The organism is Nocardia sp. NPDC003963 (genome assembly GCF_053605105.1).
This window is the reverse complement of sequence record NZ_JBSGIP010000015.1, coordinates 71544-88351: the sequence shown is the minus strand read 5'-3', so window position 1 is coordinate 88351 and position 16808 is coordinate 71544. Positions and strand designations below refer to the sequence as shown.

Sequence of the window (16808 nt, the reverse complement as noted above, 5' to 3'; positions counted from 1 at the left end):
CCGGCGCGCCGGGGCGGACCGGTATCCGCGCCGAGCCGGGTGGGACACTTGCCCACGTGCCGTTCGTTCGCCGTCTCCCCGCCGTGGCGGACATGACCCTGGTGACCGCGGGGGCGATGACCGCGAACGTCGCGAGCTATCTGCTGCAGCTGCTGGCCGGGCGCTGGCTCGGGGTCGCCGGGTACAGCGAGTTCGCCAGCCTGCTCGCCGTGCAACTGTTGTGCGCGGTACCCGCGCTGGCGTTGCAGAACGTGGTGGCGCGCGAGCTCGTGCACGGGGCCGATATCGCCGCACTGCGGGCGTTGCGCCTACGGTGCGCGCTCCTGGTGGCCGCGGCGGTCGTGGTGCTGGTGCCGGTGGTGAGTCTGGTGCTCGAGGTCGGGATCGCGGCGTCGGCGGCGGCACTGGGGTCGGCGCCCGCGCTGGTGGTGCTGGCGGGAGAGCAGGGGGTACTGCAGGGAGCGCGGCGATTCCGTGGGCTGGCCGTCGTGCTGGGGGCCGCCGGTATCGCCAAAGTACTTCCGGCGCTGGTGGTGCTGGCCGCGGGCGGTGGCGCGACGCCGGCGCTGTGGGCCGCCGCCGCCGGTATCGCGGCGGCCGCGGTGTACGCGCGGACGGTGGCGGGTGACGGCCGGCCGGGGGTGCGCCCGGTGGCCGGTGAACCCGGGCCGGCGGACGACCGTCCGGCCGGTGTCGCGAGCGGTCTCGCCGGAGTTTTCGCGGTCCTGCAGGCCGCTCAGGTGCAGGCGGCGTTGATGGCGCTGTCCTCCGCGGATCTGATCGTGGTCCGGATCGTGCTGGACGAACCCGACGCGAGCCGATACGCCCTGGGCACTATCGCGACCAAGATCGCGTTCTGGTTACCGCAGGCGGTCGGGGTGGTGCTGTATCCGCGGATGGCGCAACCGGGCTCGTCGGGTTCGGCGGTCCGCTCGGCGCTCGCCGTACTGTCCGGAATCGGCGTGCTCGCCGTCGCGGGCGCGGCGGTGGCCGCACCGCTGGCCCCGCTCTTCGCCGGGCAGGACTACGCGCCGATCCAGGGGCTGCTGTGGGTATTCGCGCTGCACGGCGCGATCCTGGCGGTTCTCCAGGGTGCGCTGCTGTCGGCGATCGCCGTACAGCGGACGGCCCTGGCGGTACTCGCCTGGGCCGGTCTGGTGCTGGAGGTGGTCCTCATGCTCACCCTGGCGAACAGTGTCACCGGGCTGATCGCGACGGCCGCGTCGGTGGCCGCGGTGACCACGACGCTGGTCGCGGTACTGGTCATCCGGACGGCGGCGCGTCGCCGGACTCCGGCTCCCGCCTGATCCGCGGCAGCGCCGACAGACCCACCGCGACCACCGCCACCAGCGCGGGGAACTGGACCCACAGCGAATCACCCATATAGCCGCCGGGCATCCGCCACGGACCGGTCGACAGCGCGGCGGCCGAGATCGCCGTACCGATTCCGGCGACCGCCGGGAGGACGCGGCGCGGTACGCGGGGCACGTAGCGCAGCGCGGCCAGGCCGGCGACGGTGAGAACGGTGCCGGTCACCCCGGCGATCAGCGTCGCGGCGGCCGTCAGGCCGAGCGCCGCGAGTATCCGCGGTGACCATACGGCCGGCGCCGGTGCGACCGGATCGGTCCGGGGGCCCCGCGGGACCGCGAGCGCGAGGAGCGGTATCAGCAACAGCAGGCCGAGACCGATGGCGATCCGGTACCAGGTGTCGAGCGGGAATGAGACGGTGACCGGACCGGTGGTATCGGCGGGAAGCAGCCAGCCCTGCTGCCAGCCGTCGACCACGATCGGCCGGAGTTCGCTCCCGTCGGCGGTATGTGCCGACCAGCCGGTATTGGTACTCAGCGGCAGGACCAGCAGTCGTGTCCCGTCGCTCGGGACGGGTACCGGTGCCCGGGTATCCACCAGGCGCAACCGGTCGACGAAGAAGAGGTCCGTCGGCGCGACCAGGACGTCGACCTCGCCGGTGGGCAGGGCGACCGGTTGTACAGCTCCGGGCTCGGTGGCGGGGAACGCGCCGGTGTCCTGCGGTAGGTCCGGGCACACCTGGGCGGGAACCGGTTCGCCGGAACGCAGTTCGCCCACGGTGGCCGTGACGCTGGTGTGCACCAGCCGTCCGCCCACCGCGATGGTCGGCCCGGTATCGCAGCCGACGGTCACCGACCGTTCCGGCGGGGCCGGTGGTGGATAGTCCGGGCCGAGCACGCCGACCTCGGCGAGTCCGGGTGGCTGCGCCTGGTGATAGCCGAGTGCGGTCCGGTCCAGTACCGATTCCCAGCTGCGGATGCTCAATTCGATCCGGTCGGTCACCGTGGGGTGCAGGTCGATCCGGGAGACCTCGTCGGGCTCCTCCAGTTCACGGACCTGCGGCCCGTTGCCCAGATTCACCGTCACCGAGGTGGGCGCGGCGGGTAGCCCGCCCAGTGAGGGCGTCAATTCGAGTCCGGTCACCAGGGTGGGCGCCGGAAGTTCGATCGTCAGCGACGGTTTGGGCCCGAGCGGGTCGCGGACGGTGTCCTCCGGTGCGGTCCAGCTGGTGCGGGGATCACCGTCGGTGGCGGCGAACGCGGACCCGCGCAGATCACCGACATCGGAGGCGCCGCGCGCGACGGGGCGCGCGGGGTCGGTGAGCAATGCCTCCAGCGCCGGGCCCTGCCGTGGCCGGACCATGAGATGGGGATCGACGGTGGCGGGGGCGGGGACCGAGAGGGTGCGCCCGAAAGGCCCCATCTCCTCCGGTGCCAGGGCCAGGCCCTTACCGCAGCGAACCCGGTCGGGACTGTCGAAACACGCACTGCGGCCGGGGAATTCCTGGCCCAGGTCCCAGCTCGTCACGGTGGCATCCGGCGGGGTCGGTGGGAGGACGGTCCGATGGCGGATGTCGACCGGGACCGGGGCTTCGCGCACGGTGTAGTCGTCCAGGCCGAGTTCGCTGATCCCGAACTGTCCACCGGTACTGCCGCGTTCGGTGCGGATGGCGGTGATCTTCACCCATTCGGTGGAGCCCACCGGAAGGGCGACCGATACCGGTTCGCCCGGTTCGCTGATCCGGGCCGAGACGCTGCCGTTGTCGGTACGCACCTCCACCCATTTCACCGGATCGCCGATGGCGGCGGCGGTGGTGGTGAACCGCAGCAGTCCGGATTCGAAGGGTTTGTCGAGGTCGAGTCGGATCCACTGGCCCAGCGCGTATTCGCCCGCATTGCTGATCCAGGCGGTCGCGGGATCCCCGTCCACCGCCGCGGCGGTCGAGTTCCCGGGGGCGGCGCCACCGATCTGGGTGGCGTCGGCCGCCGAACCGGATGCGGTGATGGTTGCGCCCGTCCAGCCGCCCTGCACGAGTTCGGCACCGGGGACGTCGTAGTCGGGGACGAGATTGTGGGTGTGGCGGGCGTCGCCGGGGGCGCGCAGGGCCGAATTGTGGTTGTCGACCCTGCCGAAATCGGTTTCCCGGTTCATCGGGGTGTCGGTCACCGTCACCGGGCCGGCCGGTAGCCCCGCGGTGGCGGCGTCGGCGGCCAGCAGAGTGGGTTCGTGTGAGGTGGCGGGATCGCGGTGCAGCCGTTCCAGGACCTCCGGTCCGCCCTGGACCACCGGTACCGAATCGAGCGGCACCGTATAGGCGCCCGGGAACTGTTCGGGCGCACCGGTTCCGCCGTGTACCTCGGCGGGAGTACCGGGGGCGGCGGCGTCGACCCGGTAGATCTCCACCGCGGGATAATCGGGTCGCAGATCCGCGTCGACCACGAAATCATCCCGGTCGGGTTCGTTCTCGACCTTCTTGCCGAACTCGGCGACCTTGTGCAGGCCCGGTGACCCCTCCACCGCGCGGTGCGCCAGCAGCGGCCTGGTCGAACGGGAGGTGTCCGGATCGAGGTCGTTGCGCAGCACCAGTACCCCGATACCCTGACCGCGCAGGGTGGCGGCCAGACCGTCGGAGGGCCGACCGTCGGCGATCAACCGTTGCACCGAATCCATCGCCCGGATGGTGCCGGGCGGATTCAAGGGGACCGCGTCGCGGACCGCCCACGGCGTCTGTGCCAGCGCCTGGAGGGGCTCGTCCCGGGTCAGTCCCCACACCTGACTGCCGAATGGAGCGCCCGGGACGACCAGGGCGCGGGTATCGGCGGCGTTATCGTGCAACCAGTCCGCGGTCTGCTGCCAGTAGGCGGGCACCGCGTCGTAGGCGCCGCGCGGGGCGAGTTTGCCGGTCCAGGCAAGGGAACTGGACAGCGCGAGTGCGGCGAGCACCAGCAGGGCGACCGCGACCCGGCGGTCCCGGTGCGGATTGGCGAAAGCCGCGCGCCAGACCTCCGGCCGCACCGAGGCCGGTAGCGGGACCCGGGCCAGCAATTGCGCGATCCCCAGTACCAGCGGCAGTCTGATCAGCGGTTCCAGTTTGTGCACATTGCGCAGCGGGGCGCCGCCGGAATCGAGGAAGATCCGGATGGGTTCGGCGAACGGTCCGCCCAGCTGACCCACATAGCCCGCGCAGATACCGGTCAGCCCGACGCACAGGATCAGTACCAGCCGCCCGCGTGACGGCATCGACCGCAGTGCCAGGCCCGCCATCCCCACCGCCGCGATCAGGCCGGTGGCCAGGACTGCGGCGGGCTGGGTGACCAGTACCGCCCCCGCGATCCGCTCCGGGGAGACGAACGGAGTCCAGCTGTTCGTACCGCGCAGCACCTCCCCGAGGGAGGCCCACTGGGTGGTGACACCGGAGGATTCGATGTAGTCGAGGAACGGTGGGCTCACCCGGCCCAGTAGCAGCAGCGGCACCGCCCACCAGGCCACCGCGAGCGCGAGCAGCGGTACCCAGGCCCGCGTGAACCGCCACCACGTGCGGTCGGGCCGGAAACTGGCCCACCACAGCAGTGCCGGTAGGAAGGCGGCCACCGTGGCCACCGCGTTCACCGCACCCATCAGTGCGAGCGCCACGGCGCTGCCGGCCGGGGACCGTACTCCGCCGCGCCGGTGCCGGCGGTAAGCGGTGCCGAGCGCGGCGGGCGCGAGCAGTACCCACGGTGCCAGCATCATGGGCAGCGTCTCCGAGGAGATCGAGCCGACGGTGGTCAGGACCCGGGGCGAGAGTGCGTAGGCCGCGGCCGCGACGACCCGCGAACCGCGGCTGCCGATCCCGAGGGTTTCGCAGAGTTTGACCACGCCCCAGAATCCGGCGAGCAGCAGCAGTGCCCACCAGACGCGCTGGGTGATCCAGGCGGGCAGCTGCAGCAGATCACCGAGGGCGAAGAACGCGCCGTGCGGGAAGAAATAGCCGTAGGCCTGGTTCTGCACCTGGCCCATCGGGGCCTGGCTGCTCCACAGGTGGGCGGCGCGGGCGAGGAAGCCGAGTGGATTCTCGGCGAGATCGTATTTGGTGTCGGCGACCGTGAGGCCGGGGGCCTGCAGGAAGGTCAGCAGAAAGGCGGCGAAGGCCGATCCGAAGAACCACCGGCGGCCCAGTTCGGCGGTGGGTGCCGGATCCGGGACGGAACGGGGGGCCGCGCCGGCGGGTTCGACGGGTTCGGACTGGACGGGCACCGTGGGTCAGGCGTTGACCGTCCCCGCCGGAAGGAACCGGCGGGGACGGGACGAGATCGGGCCGGGTCTCAGCGCTTGCCGTATTCGACGCTGTTCAGCAGCGAGCTGTCCGCATTGCCGCTGCGGTCGACCTCGGGGCGGGTGTTCTGCTGCAGCGCGGCGGTGATGGCGAAGACCGCGATCGCGCCCAGCAGGGCGCCGCCGACCGCACTCGCAACACCGGGGACAGCAAACTTCATCGCAGCACTCCAAACTCGAAGCAGGCAGATATCTGGGCCAACCTAGCAGGACCGGCGGGGTCCGGATAGGCAACGTCGGGTGTTTCACCCTAACGGTTGCGTCCGCCCGGGTACCGACCGCGGTCCGGACGCGCCCACCCGGACCAGGTGGATTCATTCGCCGTCCGGCGGTACGGCGCAATCGAGGGCACCGAGCAGAGTGCGCAGTTTGGCGGTGGTCTCGGCGAGTTCGGCGGCGGGATCGGAGGCCGCTACGATTCCGCCGCCGGCGTAGGCGCGCAATTCCCGTCCGTCCGCCGCGAGTTCCGCACTGCGGATGGCCACCACCCAGGTCCCGTCGCCGTCGGCGGTGCACCAGCCGACCGCGCCACCGTAGAAACCCCGGTCCGCCTCGTGCCCGGTGATGTATTCGAGCGCGTCGGCGGTCGGGGTGCCGCATACGGCGGGGGTCGGATGCAGCAGCAGTGCGAGTTCGAGCGCGCTGGGCGCGGGCTCCCGCAGCACTCCGTGGATGGGCGTACCCAGATGCCATACATCGTGCGTGGCGACGAGCCGCGGCCGCTCGGGTACCGAGAGCCCGGAGCAGACCGGGGCCAGCCGTTCGGCGATCCAGTCCACGACGAACGCGTGTTCGGCGTGGTTCTTCGCACTCGCGGCCAGCAGGTCGGCCTGCGCGGTATCGGCCGCCCGATCGGCGAGCCGGGGCAGGGTGCCGGCCAGCGGATACAACTCGACCGTCGTGCCGCGGCGGTGGATCAGCAGTTCCGGGCTCGCGCCGAGCAGCGTCGCGCCGGGGTGCCCGGCGGGCGTGAGGTCGACCGCGAAGACATTCGCGCGCGGATGCCGGGTCAGCAGATATCCGGCGACCACCTCGGGTTCCAGGGCTGCCTCGGCTTCCACGCGTACGGACCGGGCCGCGACCACTTTGCGCAGGCGGGCGCCGGGTTCGCCGAGCAGTTCCACCAGCCGTGCCACCCGCGCGCGGTGTTCGGCAGGTTCCGGTATCTGCTCGACCACCCGCACGGCGGGTAGCTCCGGGAGGGCGGCCGGTCGCCACGGTCCCGCGGTCTCGCGCAGTTCACCGGGTTCGGTCAGCGCGGCCGGACGGCGGGGATCGAACGGTAGCGCTCCGGCGATCGCCGCCACGGTGCCGGCCCGGAGGGCTGCCGCGGCCTGCCACGGGTCGCGGTGTACGGCGCGCACGCCGGTGCCGCGCACCACGCTGTCGGGTCGTGCCAGGAGGAACCCGGTCATGATCCGACAGTAACCACGACCGCGCCGGTCCTACTTCGCGGCGTGATCGTCACGCCCGGTCCCGCGCGCTCCGGCCGGTTGTACCGGGGGCACCAGGAAAACCGGACGATGACAGTGCTTGAGCACGGCGTCGGCGACGCTGCTGTGTATCAGTGCGCGCAGCCCGGTGGCGCCGCGGGTGCCCGCCACGATGATGTCCACGTCGAGTTCGTCGGCGACCTCGACGACCGCCTGCCAGGCACCGGCCGCGTACTCCTGGATGCGTGCCTCGGCGTTCAGCCCGGCCAGTCCCGCCAGGTGGACGCCCTCGTCGTTGATGGCGCGGGCGGTGGTGTAGGCGATGTCCTCCAGTTCCTCGTCGGGCACCCATTCCGGCTGCACCATCCCGGAGATCCCCGAGATTCGCGCCGCCTGGCGCACCATCGGCTCCCACGCGGTGACGACGACCGCGCGGTCGGCGGCGAGGAAGCGTCCGGCGTATTCGATCGCGCGTTTGGCGTGTTCGGACCCGTCGTAGGCGATGAGCATCAGATCGCAGGGCATAGCGGCGACCTCCAGGGGATCCTGACCGGTGTTACCAGATTACCTCCGCTCGGTTGCCGAGCCGAGGTTTCCCGGTCGCGGGTGCGCGGGCTAACGTCGAACGATGCGGAAGATACCGTTCGTCCTGCTCGCGGTGCTCGCCGTGGCCCTCACCGGCTGTTCCGGCGGTGACGGTGGCGGCTCCGGAACAGCGACCACCACGACCCCGGGTGATGCGACCGGCCCCGGGGCCGCGGCCAGTGGTGAGGCCGGCCCCACCACCACGACCGGGGGCGATTGCGCTGCCCAGTTCCTGGGGCAGTTCAGCACCCGGGAGAAGCTGGCGCAGCTGCTCACCGTCGGGGTGACCGGTACCGACGACGCGCTCACGGTGGTCCGCGACCATCAGGTCGGCGGGATCTTCGTCGGCAGCTGGACCGATCAGTCGATGCTCACCGGCGGTGGGCTCGCACAGGTGACGGCCGCGGCGAAAACGCCGCTCATGGTGACCACCGACGAAGAGGGTGGCCGGGTGTCGCGCCTCGGCAATCTGATCGGGACCGCGCCGTCGGCTCGGGAGACCGCGCAGACCATGACCTCGCAGGAGTTCTACACCGCGACCCTGGATCGGGCGCGCGCGATGCAGGACCTGGGGATCACGGTGGATTTCGCCCCCGATATCGATGTGAGCTCCCAGCCCGACGATTCGGTGATCGGTGATCGTTCGTTCTCCGACGATCCGGCGGTGGTCACCGAATACGCCGACGCCTATATCCGGGCGATGCACGAGGTCGGTCTCGGCACGGTGCTGAAGCATTTCCCGGGCCACGGTTCCAGCACCGGCGATTCCCATCTCGGTGCTGTGACGGTGCCGCCCCTGTCGGAGCTGAGCGACAGCGATCTGGTGCCGTTCCGTGAGCTGATCGATTCGGGTTCGGCGGTGATGGTCGGCCATCTCGACGTTCCCGGGCTGACGACTCCCGGCGTTCCGGCCAGTATCAGCCCGGAGGTGATGAAGCTGTTGCGTGAGGGCTCGGGATACGGGGCGGCTCCCTACAACGGCCCGATCTTCACCGACGACCTGAGCGGAATGGCCGCGATCACCGAGCGGTTGTCCATCGAGCAGGCCGTGGAGGCCGCGCTCGTGGCGGGCGTGGACAATGCTCTCTGGATCAGTACCGACGCGGTGGGCCGGGTCCTCGATCAGTTGGAGCAGGCCGTCGCCGCCGGGCGACTGCCGATGGCGCAGGTGGACGCCTCGGTGCTGCGGATGGCCGACTACAAGCGAGTGCCGCGCGCCTGCTGAGCGTGCGTACGGTGCCCCGGGGCGGTGATGCCGGCCCGGGTTTCCGGCCGTCCACCGGAAGAACTCCGGCGCGAGTGCATCGCGGCCGGTGGTTCCGGTCCTGCGGAACTTACTTTGGAGTAATATAAAGAGCTCACTGCGGCTAGGAGACGTGATGGCGGGCGGTACGAAAAGACTTCCGAGAGCGGTGCGCGAGCAGCAGATGCTCGATGCCGCTGTCGAGGTCTTCTCGCGCAAGGGCTTTCACGAAACCTCCATGGACGCGATCGCCGCCGAAGCCGAGATCTCCAAGCCGATGCTGTATTTGTACTACGGCTCCAAGGACGAGCTCTTCCGCGCCTGTATCCAGCGCGAGGGCCTGCGCTTCCTCGAATCCGTCGCACCCGCCGGCAACCCGCTGCTCAGTCCGCACGAACAATTGCGTACCGCACTGGAGGGGTTTCTCGGTTTCGTCGATACGCACCGTAATTCCTGGCAGGTCCTCTACCGGCAGGCCCTCGGGCAGCAGGCGTTCGCGTCGGAGATCGAGAACGCCCGCGAGCGGGTCATCGAGCTGACCGCGCAACTACTGGAGTCCAGCGCCAAACACGCCGAGCCGGGGACCAACTTCGATATCGTCGCTGTCGCGGTGATCGGTGCGGGGGAGGCGATCGCCGATTCCGTGGCCGACGGCCGGATCGATGTGGCCGAAGCCGTGGATCTGCTGGACGCGCTCGCCTGGCGCGGGCTGTCCGGCCGCAAACCCGATGCGGCCGAGAACGCCGACCCGGTGGACTCGCCCGAATAGTACGAATTGCCCGCTCAGTGGATTTCCTCCCTGTTGCGCAGGGTCCGGTGACTCCGTAATTTCTATGCGCGCAACGGATGTCGCGGAGGACGTCATCCGGTCGGGAGGGCAAGTGTTCGGAATGTTGCGGCCGTGCCGGCACGGCGCCGCGAAATATGGAGTGGACCCGGGGCTCTGGCAGTCCCATATGTGCGGGCTCTGCCTGGGCCTGCGCGACGGGAACGGACAGCTGGCACGCAGCGCGACCAATACGGATGCGGTAGTACTCGCGGTGCTCACCGAGGCCCAGGCCGCGGCCCCCGCCGCCCGGCGCACGGCCGGACCGTGCCCGCTGCGCGGAATGCGCACGGCGCGGGTACCGGTCGGTGCCTCGGCGCCGGTCCAGCTCGCCGCCACCGCCTCGCTGTTGCTCGGCTCCGCCAAGGTGGCCGACCATATCGACGACGGCGATACCCGCCCGAGACTGCACCGTCCCATGCGGCGGGTGGCGACCGGCTGGGCGGCGGGCGCGTACACGCGGGCCGCCGCCATCGGATTGGATATCGCGCCGCTGGTAGCGGCTATCGAAGCGCAGGCGGCGACCGAACAGCGGATCGCCGCCGGTGACGGTCCGGCGGGCGCGTCCGCCCTGGACGATCTGACCCGCGCCAGCAGTATCTGCGCCGCCCAGTTCTTCGCCCATACCGCAGTGCTGGCCGACCGGCCGGACCATGTGGCGGCGTTGCGGGACGCGGGTGCCGAATTCGGCCGGATCGCGCATCTGACCGACGCGCTCACCGACTACCACGCCGACGCCGCCGCGGATCGTTTCAACCCGCTCGCCGCCACCGATACCGCACCGGCCGAGGGCTACGCCCTGGTCCGGGAATCGGAACACGCCCTGCGGGCATCGCTGCGGTCCGCCGGCCTGACCGGCCTGCCGGCCCTGCGCTGGGCGCTGCTGGATCCGCTGAAATCCACCGTGCGCCGGATCGGCCGCACCATCGCCCCACCTCCGGTCGCATCGGCACCGGAGTACCCGGTGAGTGTGCAGCCCACCTGGCCACCGCCGCCCCCGGGCCCGCACCGGGAGCCCGGTGTCGGCGAATCGATCCAGCTGATATTCACCCAGTACTGCACGGGTTACGCCTGCTTTTCCGAGCACACCCGTCCGTGCAGCGGTGATCGCAAGCAGTCCTGGGCGGATCGCTACTGTGAGTCCCCATGCGACGGCAACGGCTGCGGGGGTTGCTGCGACTGCGGGGGGTGCTGCGGTGACGGGTGCTGTTGCGACGGCTGCTGCTGTGACGGCTGCGGTTGCGACTGCTGAATCGCCGGGTCAGGATCCGGCCGGCCGGGGCCGGTCCCACCGTCGGGCCCACTGCCGGCACGGCTCCTCCACCAGAGCGTGACTGGCCGCGGCGATCGGCAGCGTGAACGCCACCGTCAGTACCAGTACGACACCGAAATTCCCCTGGAACGGCAGGATACCGAATACCGGGAAGATCACCGACAGTACGGCGAGATGCCAGATGAAGATGCCGTAGGACCAGCGTCCCGCGGTGGCGACCGGCGCCGCGGTGAGCCAGCGGTGCGGTTTGTCCGCTGGGCCGAGCACCAGCGGGGCCAGCAGCGCGAAGCCGATCACGGCACCGAGTCCCATCTTCGCGGCGTACTGCCAGGGTTCGGCCCGGGTCAGCCCGGCGATCCCGCCCAGCCGGGTCGACGACGCCACGAACGCGGCGGCGGCGATCGTCCACATGACCCGCTGGTTGCCCAGTAGGCGCAGGCGCTGCCGCCACCGGTCGTCGCAGATCAGTTCGGCGAGCAGCATGCCACCGGCGAACCAGGGGATATAGGCCGGTAGCCAGTTGTCCGCGTGGATGGCGTCCAGGGTCGGGACCGGGATGAAATTCCAGCTCAGGAAGACGAGCCCGAGTATCAGGACGGCAGGTACCCGCGCCACCGCCGCGCGGCCGCGCAATCCGTGCAGCAGCCATGCCAATAGCGGCAGCGCTATATAGAAGGCCACCTCGACCGACAGACTCCACATCTGGGTGAGTCCGTCGGTGAGGGTGAGGGGTATGAAAACCTGGAGCAGCAGCAGGTTCGATATCCATACCTGGAAGCCGGCGGTCTTCGAGGCGGCCGGAACCAGGATGAGGACGGCACAGACCACGATCCAGTAGGCGGGGACGATCCGGGCCACGCGGTGCCGCAGGTAGTACCCGATGGTGGGCGCTTCGCCGAGCCCGCGCGCGGTGAGCGCGTGCGGCCGCCACAGCAGGAAACCGGACAGCGCGAAGAACACCGCGACGGCCATATCGAAGCGTTCCAGCAGCCGGCCGAGCGCGGGAATACCGGTGGCGCCGGTCTGGAAGGCCACGTGGGTGAGCAGTACACCCAGGGCGGCCAGGCCGCGCATTCCCTCGAGTGCGGGAAGAAAGCCCCGCTGACGCGCCGCGGGTACGGGCGGCGGCCCGGACGAATGCGAGCCGCCGTCGGGCTGTGCCTGGTCAGCGACGTGACCGGACGGTTCGACGGGGGGCCGGGAGCCGGTATCGGTGGTCGGGGTGGTCGTCATCGGTGTCCAGTCTGCCGGGCCGCTCGTACGTGGAGGAAGCCGGTATTTCACAATGCGGGTTAGACTCCCCCCGTTTTCGGGTCCGATTCCGGCCTCGCCAACGCCCGGGTAACCCTCCGGCTGTTAGTGTCAGGGCTCACGAGTGCCGCGGCGCCCCGCTGTACCCGCGGAACGACCTGTGTTCTACGACGAGGAGACTTTGCATGGCACTGAGTGCCGGAACCAGAAGGACGGTTGCCTGCGTGCTCGTGGGTCTCGGCGCGTTGCTGATCGTCGCCGCGTTGATGATCCCGACGTACACCGTCAGCAAAATGGCCAAGACTCCTCTCGATCTCGAGATCACCACGGTCGCGGTCAACCAGAAAGATCAGGACAGCCTGGTCCTGGACTCCTCGTCGCTGACCGCCGAGGGCCGCTCGGCCGAGGTCAACAAGAATGTGCCGCTGGTATCGCAGCGCTTTCTCACCGTCGAAGACCCCTCCGATGCCGACGAAATGACCATCCAGGCCGGTAACACCCTGCGCCGGATCGACAAATCCGGTGACACCGGTGTGCTGACCGCCTACGTCGACCGGGTCACCATCGATCGCGTCTCCGGTGAGCCGGTCGCCGCCGATCCCAACGGGTCGATCGCGATCACCACCAACTCCAAGGGTGAGGCCCTCGCCGATCCGGTTCAGCACACGGGGCTGCAGTACCGGTTCCCGATCGGTACCGAGAAGAAGACCTACCCGTACTTCGACGTGCTCGCCCGGACCACCACCGATATGGAGTTCCAGGAAGAGACCGAGATCAACGGCACCAAGGTCTACCACTTCCGGCAGAACGTCCCGGTGACCAACCTCAACGACGTCTCCAAGGCGCCGACCAACAAGCTGGAACTGCCCGCCGCCAAATGGGGCGTCGAGGGCGGCGAGGAGCCGGTCACCATGTACCGCTTCTACGGCAACACCCGCGATGTGTGGGTCGAGCCGGAGACCGGCACCATCGTCAAGGGTGGCGAACAGCTGAACATCTTCTACGGCCGCAGCGCCGACAAGGTCGAGGTGCAGGCACTCAAGGCCAATATGGTCTTCGATACCGATACGGTGGAATCGCAGCTGGCGGTGGCCAAGGACAATATCGACAAGCTGTCGCTGTTCGGCCGCGTCCTGCCCATCGTCTTCGGCATCCTCGGCGTACTCGCGCTGATCGCCGGTATCGCCCTCGGGCTGACGGGTGGCCGCGGTGGTAGCCCGGCCCGGCCCACCGGCCCGACGGGCCGCCGTCCCGGCGGAACTTCACCGGTCGCGGCCTCGGCCGCCGACGCTCCGACCACCACGCTGCCGCGTACCGGGGACGCCGACGCTCCGACGGAGACCATCAAGCTCCCGAAGAACCTCTGAGCCCCACAACAACAAGCAAGGCCCTCGGACCGGAATCCGGGGCACACACGATCGCCGCGACACTCTCGACCGAGAGGATGCGGCGATCGTGTCGTTTCCGGGGTGCGATTCTCGTTCGTTCGGTGTCCGGGTGACGGTCGAGCGGGACACCGTCTGGTCGGTGTCGGCTTCGGGGCGGTTGATCATATGCTGACGACGAGCCGCTGCGGCCCAGTAACTATCATTGATGATAGTTTCATATGAGATACTCTCATCAGCGATAGTATCTCGGGCTATGGGAGGCCGGGTTGGACGGGTTTATCGGGCGACGCGCGGAACTTGCCCTTCTCGATGAACAGCTCGAGTCGGTGCGCCGGGGCGGCCGGTCGGGTCGGCCCGGCCGAGCGGTACTGATCCGGGGGCGTAGGCGGGTGGGGAAGTCGCGGCTCGTCGAGGAGTTTCTGGAGCGGGCGCGGGTACCGCACGTCTTCTTCACGGCGGTGGGTGGGTCTCGTGACGAGGATCTGGCGGGATTCGTTTCGGAGATCGCCGATTCGGGGCTGCCCGGCGGCGAAAGCGTGACGGAGTTCGCGGCACCGAAGACGTGGCGGGCCGCGTTCGACCTGCTCGCCACCGTGTTGCCCACGGATCGTCCGAGCGTTGTCGTGCTGGACGAAATGCCCTATCTGGTGCGGGAGGATCGGGCGTTCGAAGGCACCTTGCAGAAGATGTTCGACCGAACCCTGTCGAAGCTGCCGGTGCTGCTGGTGCTCATCGGATCCGATATCGCGATGATGGAGAAGCTCAACACCTACGGGCGGCCCTTCTATCAACGCGGCACCGAAATGGTTGTGCCACCGATGAATCCGCACGATGTCGCAACCATGCTCGACCTGTCTCCGGCCGATGCATTCGACGCGTACCTCGTGAGCGGCGGTTTGCCCCTCGTTCTCGGGGAATGGCCGCGCGGGGCGGGGCTGTGGGATTACCTCGACTACGCACTCCGCCGTCCCACCTCGGCGTTGCTGGTCAGCGCCGAACGGGCACTGGCCGCGGAATTCCCCAGCGAAGTGCAGGCACGCACAGTTCTCGGCGCCATCGGTCACGGTGAGCGGACTTTCAGTCTGATCGGCCGGGCGGCCGGAGACCTGCCCCCGACCTCGGTCACTCGGTCACTGGGGATGCTCACCGAGCGGCGCATGGTGGCGGCCGAGCGGCCGCTGTCGGTGCGGGCGAGCAGGGAAACCCGCTACCGCGTGGAAGATTCGTATCTGCGGTTCTGGCTGTACTTCCTCGGTCCCGGTATGGCCGCCATAGAACGCGGCCGGGGCGATCGTGTGCTCGAGGCGATCCGGACCGGTTGGACATCGTGGCGGGGCCGGGCCGTGGAGCCGGTGATCCGGGATGCGCTATGGCGGGCTGCGGACAGGTACCTGCCCGAGGAGACGGGAGCGGTCGGCGGTTACTGGACACGAACGAACAACCCGGAGATAGATATCGTCGCCGCCGATCGGGGCCCGATAGCGAAACGGATCACCTGTGTGGGATCGGTGAAATGGCTCGAGCAGAAGCCGTTCGATCAGCGAGATCTCGCCGCTCTCGTCACCCACCGGTCACAACTACCGGGCGCCGATGCCGATACCCCGATGCTGGCGGTAGCGCGGGCGGGCGGCTCGACGGCGGGCGTGCGAGTGCTGACACCGGACGAACTGCTCACAGCCTGGGCCTGACGAATCCGACCGCGGAACCCGAGATCGATACCGCAGCTACCTGATTCACCCGGACCTGTCACCCCGGCATGGCACAATCCTGCGCACCGTCCCAGGCGGGGTCGGGAATGCTCGAACCGAGGAGTTCGATGGCTCAATCATGGCTGCACGCCGAAGCATCCGCGCGACACTTCGGTGGCTCCCCCGACGATTACATCGCCATTCACGAGTGGATAGATGCTTTCAAATCGATCGTCGGTGACGTGACCCATCGTCAGTACCGGCACAATTCGCACGGTCCGTGGATGGCGCACAGCTCGCTGGTCGATGAGTTATGGCCGGCCGATGAAGAGTCCGGGTACGACACCGCACCGGTCGAGCAGAAACCATTGACCGATTTCATCGCTGCCCTCGACGCGGTCTTCGCCTTCCCGGAGGTGTAGTCGATTCGATGGGAGCAGTACACGCCGTACTTCAATGACGGTGAACCCTGCGAGTTCAGCGCCGACAATGTCGGTTTCCGGATCGACGAGGTCGACGAGGGTGCCGTCGACGAGGACGGCTGCATAGATATCTGGCTGATCAGGTCCGCCGATGATCGGAGTCAACGGAATGCAGCGGAGTATCCGCAGATCAGCGACGCGCTGTTCACCGCCATGAATGCTTTCGACGCGGCAATCATCGATGGTGCGCACGAAACCGACTTGCTGGAGCACTTCGGCGACCCCGCGCAGGTGATCGCCACCCGCGTGGGTTTCGACGTCGAGTTCTACGAACACGATTGACGCTGGCGTGTCCCGGAAACAGGATCTCTCTCCGTGAGCCGAAGAGGGATCGAACGGTTCACGTCGAACCGTCGATGGTCAGCTCGATATCGAGAGTCTCGGGTGATCGAGTGCCGCGCGCCAGGCCATTTCCCACGGGAAGCGGTCGATATACCGTTCGCCGGTGCCCGGTTCGGGCTGTTCGTAGACCTCATCGACGAGCATGGTCACACCCCAGCCGGAGAGCTTACGGATGGCGTCCTGCACAGCGGGAAAGCTGATCTGTGCCCGGTTCGAGAACGGCACAGCTACGACAGGCAACCCCTTGCCGACTGCTTCGACCAGCAGGCCGAGCGGGAGGGTGTCGGATATTCCGGCCGCCCACTTCGCCACTGAGTTGCAGGTGATCGGGGCCACGATCATCGCGTCGGCCGGGGGAAGCACATCGGGGGTGCCCGGTTCCTTGTACTGGCTGCGCACGATATGCCCGGTCTTGGTTTCGAGCACGGCAGGGTCGATGAACCGGCGCCCGTCCGGGGAAGCGATCACGCACACATCCCAGCCGTCCGCTTGGGCCAGGTCGACGAGTTCGCCGATATTCCGCGCGGCGGACGAACCGGTCACGATGGCGTACAGGACGGGCTTTCCCTGATCGTTCATGGCCCCATGGTGTCAGCAGCGCGTCGGTGTGGTGCCGTAGCCAACCATCAGTCGAACTACGACATACACCTCGTGGGAGTGTCGAGGTCCAGGTGA

14 protein-coding genes are annotated in these 16808 nt (G+C 68.9%); 7 read left to right on the top strand and 7 right to left on the bottom strand.

Annotated features, from left to right (window positions below; genetic code table 11):
• The first annotated feature begins 92 nt into the window (after positions 1-92).
• The gene (locus tag ACWEWT_RS22880) at positions 93-1307 is read left to right on the top strand and encodes a polysaccharide biosynthesis protein (RefSeq protein WP_452561836.1); all 1215 of its coding nucleotides are present in this window, start codon (positions 93-95) and stop codon (positions 1305-1307) included.
• Here ACWEWT_RS22880 and ACWEWT_RS22875 read toward each other — a convergent pair.
• From ACWEWT_RS22875 to ACWEWT_RS22860, 4 genes are all read right to left on the bottom strand, one after another.
• Entirely contained in the window at positions 1264-5544 is a 4281-nt protein-coding gene (locus ACWEWT_RS22875) for an alpha-(1->3)-arabinofuranosyltransferase (RefSeq protein ID WP_452561772.1), read from the bottom strand. The two genes, ACWEWT_RS22880 and ACWEWT_RS22875, sit on opposite strands and share 44 nt — an antisense overlap.
• A gap of 68 nt (positions 5545-5612) precedes the next feature.
• The gene (locus tag ACWEWT_RS22870) at positions 5613-5783 is read right to left on the bottom strand and encodes a DUF2613 domain-containing protein (RefSeq protein WP_449903731.1); all 171 of its coding nucleotides are present in this window, start codon (positions 5781-5783) and stop codon (positions 5613-5615) included.
• A gap of 153 nt (positions 5784-5936) precedes the next feature.
• Positions 5937-7037 (bottom strand): isochorismate synthase, encoded by a 1101-nt coding sequence (locus tag ACWEWT_RS22865; protein WP_452561770.1) that lies wholly within the window; start codon positions 7035-7037, stop codon positions 5937-5939.
• Positions 7038-7067: 30 nt separating this feature from the next.
• Positions 7068-7580 (bottom strand): universal stress protein, encoded by a 513-nt coding sequence (locus ACWEWT_RS22860; protein ID WP_452561768.1) that lies wholly within the window; start codon positions 7578-7580, stop codon positions 7068-7070.
• Positions 7581-7683: 103 nt separating this feature from the next.
• Here ACWEWT_RS22860 and ACWEWT_RS22855 point away from each other — a divergent pair, with 103 nt between their 5' ends.
• From ACWEWT_RS22855 to ACWEWT_RS22845, 3 genes are all read left to right on the top strand, one after another.
• Positions 7684-8865, top strand: coding sequence for a glycoside hydrolase family 3 N-terminal domain-containing protein (locus tag ACWEWT_RS22855; protein WP_452561766.1), 1182 nt, complete (start codon positions 7684-7686; stop codon positions 8863-8865).
• A 154-nt stretch (positions 8866-9019) separates the two neighbouring features.
• Entirely contained in the window at positions 9020-9652 is a 633-nt protein-coding gene (locus tag ACWEWT_RS22850) for a TetR/AcrR family transcriptional regulator (RefSeq protein ID WP_452561764.1), read from the top strand.
• Positions 9653-9773: 121 nt separating this feature from the next.
• The gene (locus ACWEWT_RS22845; RefSeq protein ID WP_452561834.1) at positions 9774-10961 is read left to right on the top strand and encodes a DUF5685 family protein; all 1188 of its coding nucleotides are present in this window, start codon (positions 9774-9776) and stop codon (positions 10959-10961) included.
• Positions 10962-10970: 9 nt separating this feature from the next.
• Here ACWEWT_RS22845 and ACWEWT_RS22840 read toward each other — a convergent pair whose 3' ends face one another.
• Entirely contained in the window at positions 10971-12215 is a 1245-nt protein-coding gene (locus ACWEWT_RS22840; protein ID WP_452561762.1) for an acyltransferase family protein, read from the bottom strand.
• Between the two features lie 203 nt (positions 12216-12418).
• On the opposite strand from ACWEWT_RS22840, the gene ACWEWT_RS22835 reads away from it, so the two are divergent.
• The 3 genes from ACWEWT_RS22835 to ACWEWT_RS22825 all read left to right on the top strand — a co-directional run bounded on the left by ACWEWT_RS22835 (position 12419) and on the right by ACWEWT_RS22825 (position 15731).
• The gene (locus ACWEWT_RS22835; protein WP_452561760.1) at positions 12419-13600 is read left to right on the top strand and encodes a DUF3068 domain-containing protein; all 1182 of its coding nucleotides are present in this window, start codon (positions 12419-12421) and stop codon (positions 13598-13600) included.
• Positions 13601-13887: 287 nt separating this feature from the next.
• Positions 13888-15309 carry an ATP-binding protein gene (locus ACWEWT_RS22830; protein ID WP_452561758.1) on the top strand — a complete coding sequence of 474 codons (1422 nt, stop codon included), beginning with the start codon at positions 13888-13890 and terminating at the stop codon, positions 15307-15309.
• A gap of 68 nt (positions 15310-15377) precedes the next feature.
• Positions 15378-15731: a DUF6915 family protein gene (locus ACWEWT_RS22825; RefSeq protein ID WP_452561756.1), complete on the top strand. Its 354-nt coding sequence runs from the start codon at positions 15378-15380 to the stop codon at positions 15729-15731.
• On the opposite strand, the gene ACWEWT_RS22820 is transcribed toward ACWEWT_RS22825, so the two are convergent.
• Entirely contained in the window at positions 15621-16067 is a 447-nt protein-coding gene (locus ACWEWT_RS22820; protein ID WP_452561843.1) for a hypothetical protein, read from the bottom strand. The genes ACWEWT_RS22825 and ACWEWT_RS22820 overlap by 111 nt on opposite strands.
• An 84-nt stretch (positions 16068-16151) precedes the next feature.
• On the bottom strand, positions 16152-16712 hold the full coding sequence (locus ACWEWT_RS22815) for a flavoprotein (protein ID WP_452561755.1): 561 nt from the start codon (positions 16710-16712) through the stop codon (positions 16152-16154).
• Between the last annotated feature and the right edge of the window lie 96 nt (positions 16713-16808).

Excerpts from the sequence above, each read along its gene's own strand:
- ACWEWT_RS22880 (WP_452561836.1), top strand. The coding sequence starts at position 93 with ATGACCCTGGTGACCGCGGGGGCGATGACCGCGAACGTCGCGAGCTAT.
- ACWEWT_RS22870 (WP_449903731.1), bottom strand. The coding sequence starts at position 5,783 with ATGAAGTTTGCTGTCCCCGGTGTTGCGAGTGCGGTCGGCGGCGCCCTG.
- ACWEWT_RS22865 (WP_452561770.1), bottom strand. The coding sequence starts at position 7,037 with ATGACCGGGTTCCTCCTGGCACGACCCGACAGCGTGGTGCGCGGCACC.
- ACWEWT_RS22860 (WP_452561768.1), bottom strand. The coding sequence starts at position 7,580 with ATGCCCTGCGATCTGATGCTCATCGCCTACGACGGGTCCGAACACGCC.
- ACWEWT_RS22855 (WP_452561766.1), top strand. The coding sequence starts at position 7,684 with ATGCGGAAGATACCGTTCGTCCTGCTCGCGGTGCTCGCCGTGGCCCTC.
- ACWEWT_RS22850 (WP_452561764.1), top strand. The coding sequence starts at position 9,020 with ATGGCGGGCGGTACGAAAAGACTTCCGAGAGCGGTGCGCGAGCAGCAG.
- ACWEWT_RS22845 (WP_452561834.1), top strand. The coding sequence starts at position 9,774 with ATGTTGCGGCCGTGCCGGCACGGCGCCGCGAAATATGGAGTGGACCCG.
- ACWEWT_RS22840 (WP_452561762.1), bottom strand. The coding sequence starts at position 12,215 with ATGACGACCACCCCGACCACCGATACCGGCTCCCGGCCCCCCGTCGAA.
- ACWEWT_RS22835 (WP_452561760.1), top strand. The coding sequence starts at position 12,419 with ATGGCACTGAGTGCCGGAACCAGAAGGACGGTTGCCTGCGTGCTCGTG.
- ACWEWT_RS22825 (WP_452561756.1), top strand. The coding sequence starts at position 15,378 with ATGGCACAATCCTGCGCACCGTCCCAGGCGGGGTCGGGAATGCTCGAA.
- ACWEWT_RS22815 (WP_452561755.1), bottom strand. The coding sequence starts at position 16,712 with ATGAACGATCAGGGAAAGCCCGTCCTGTACGCCATCGTGACCGGTTCG.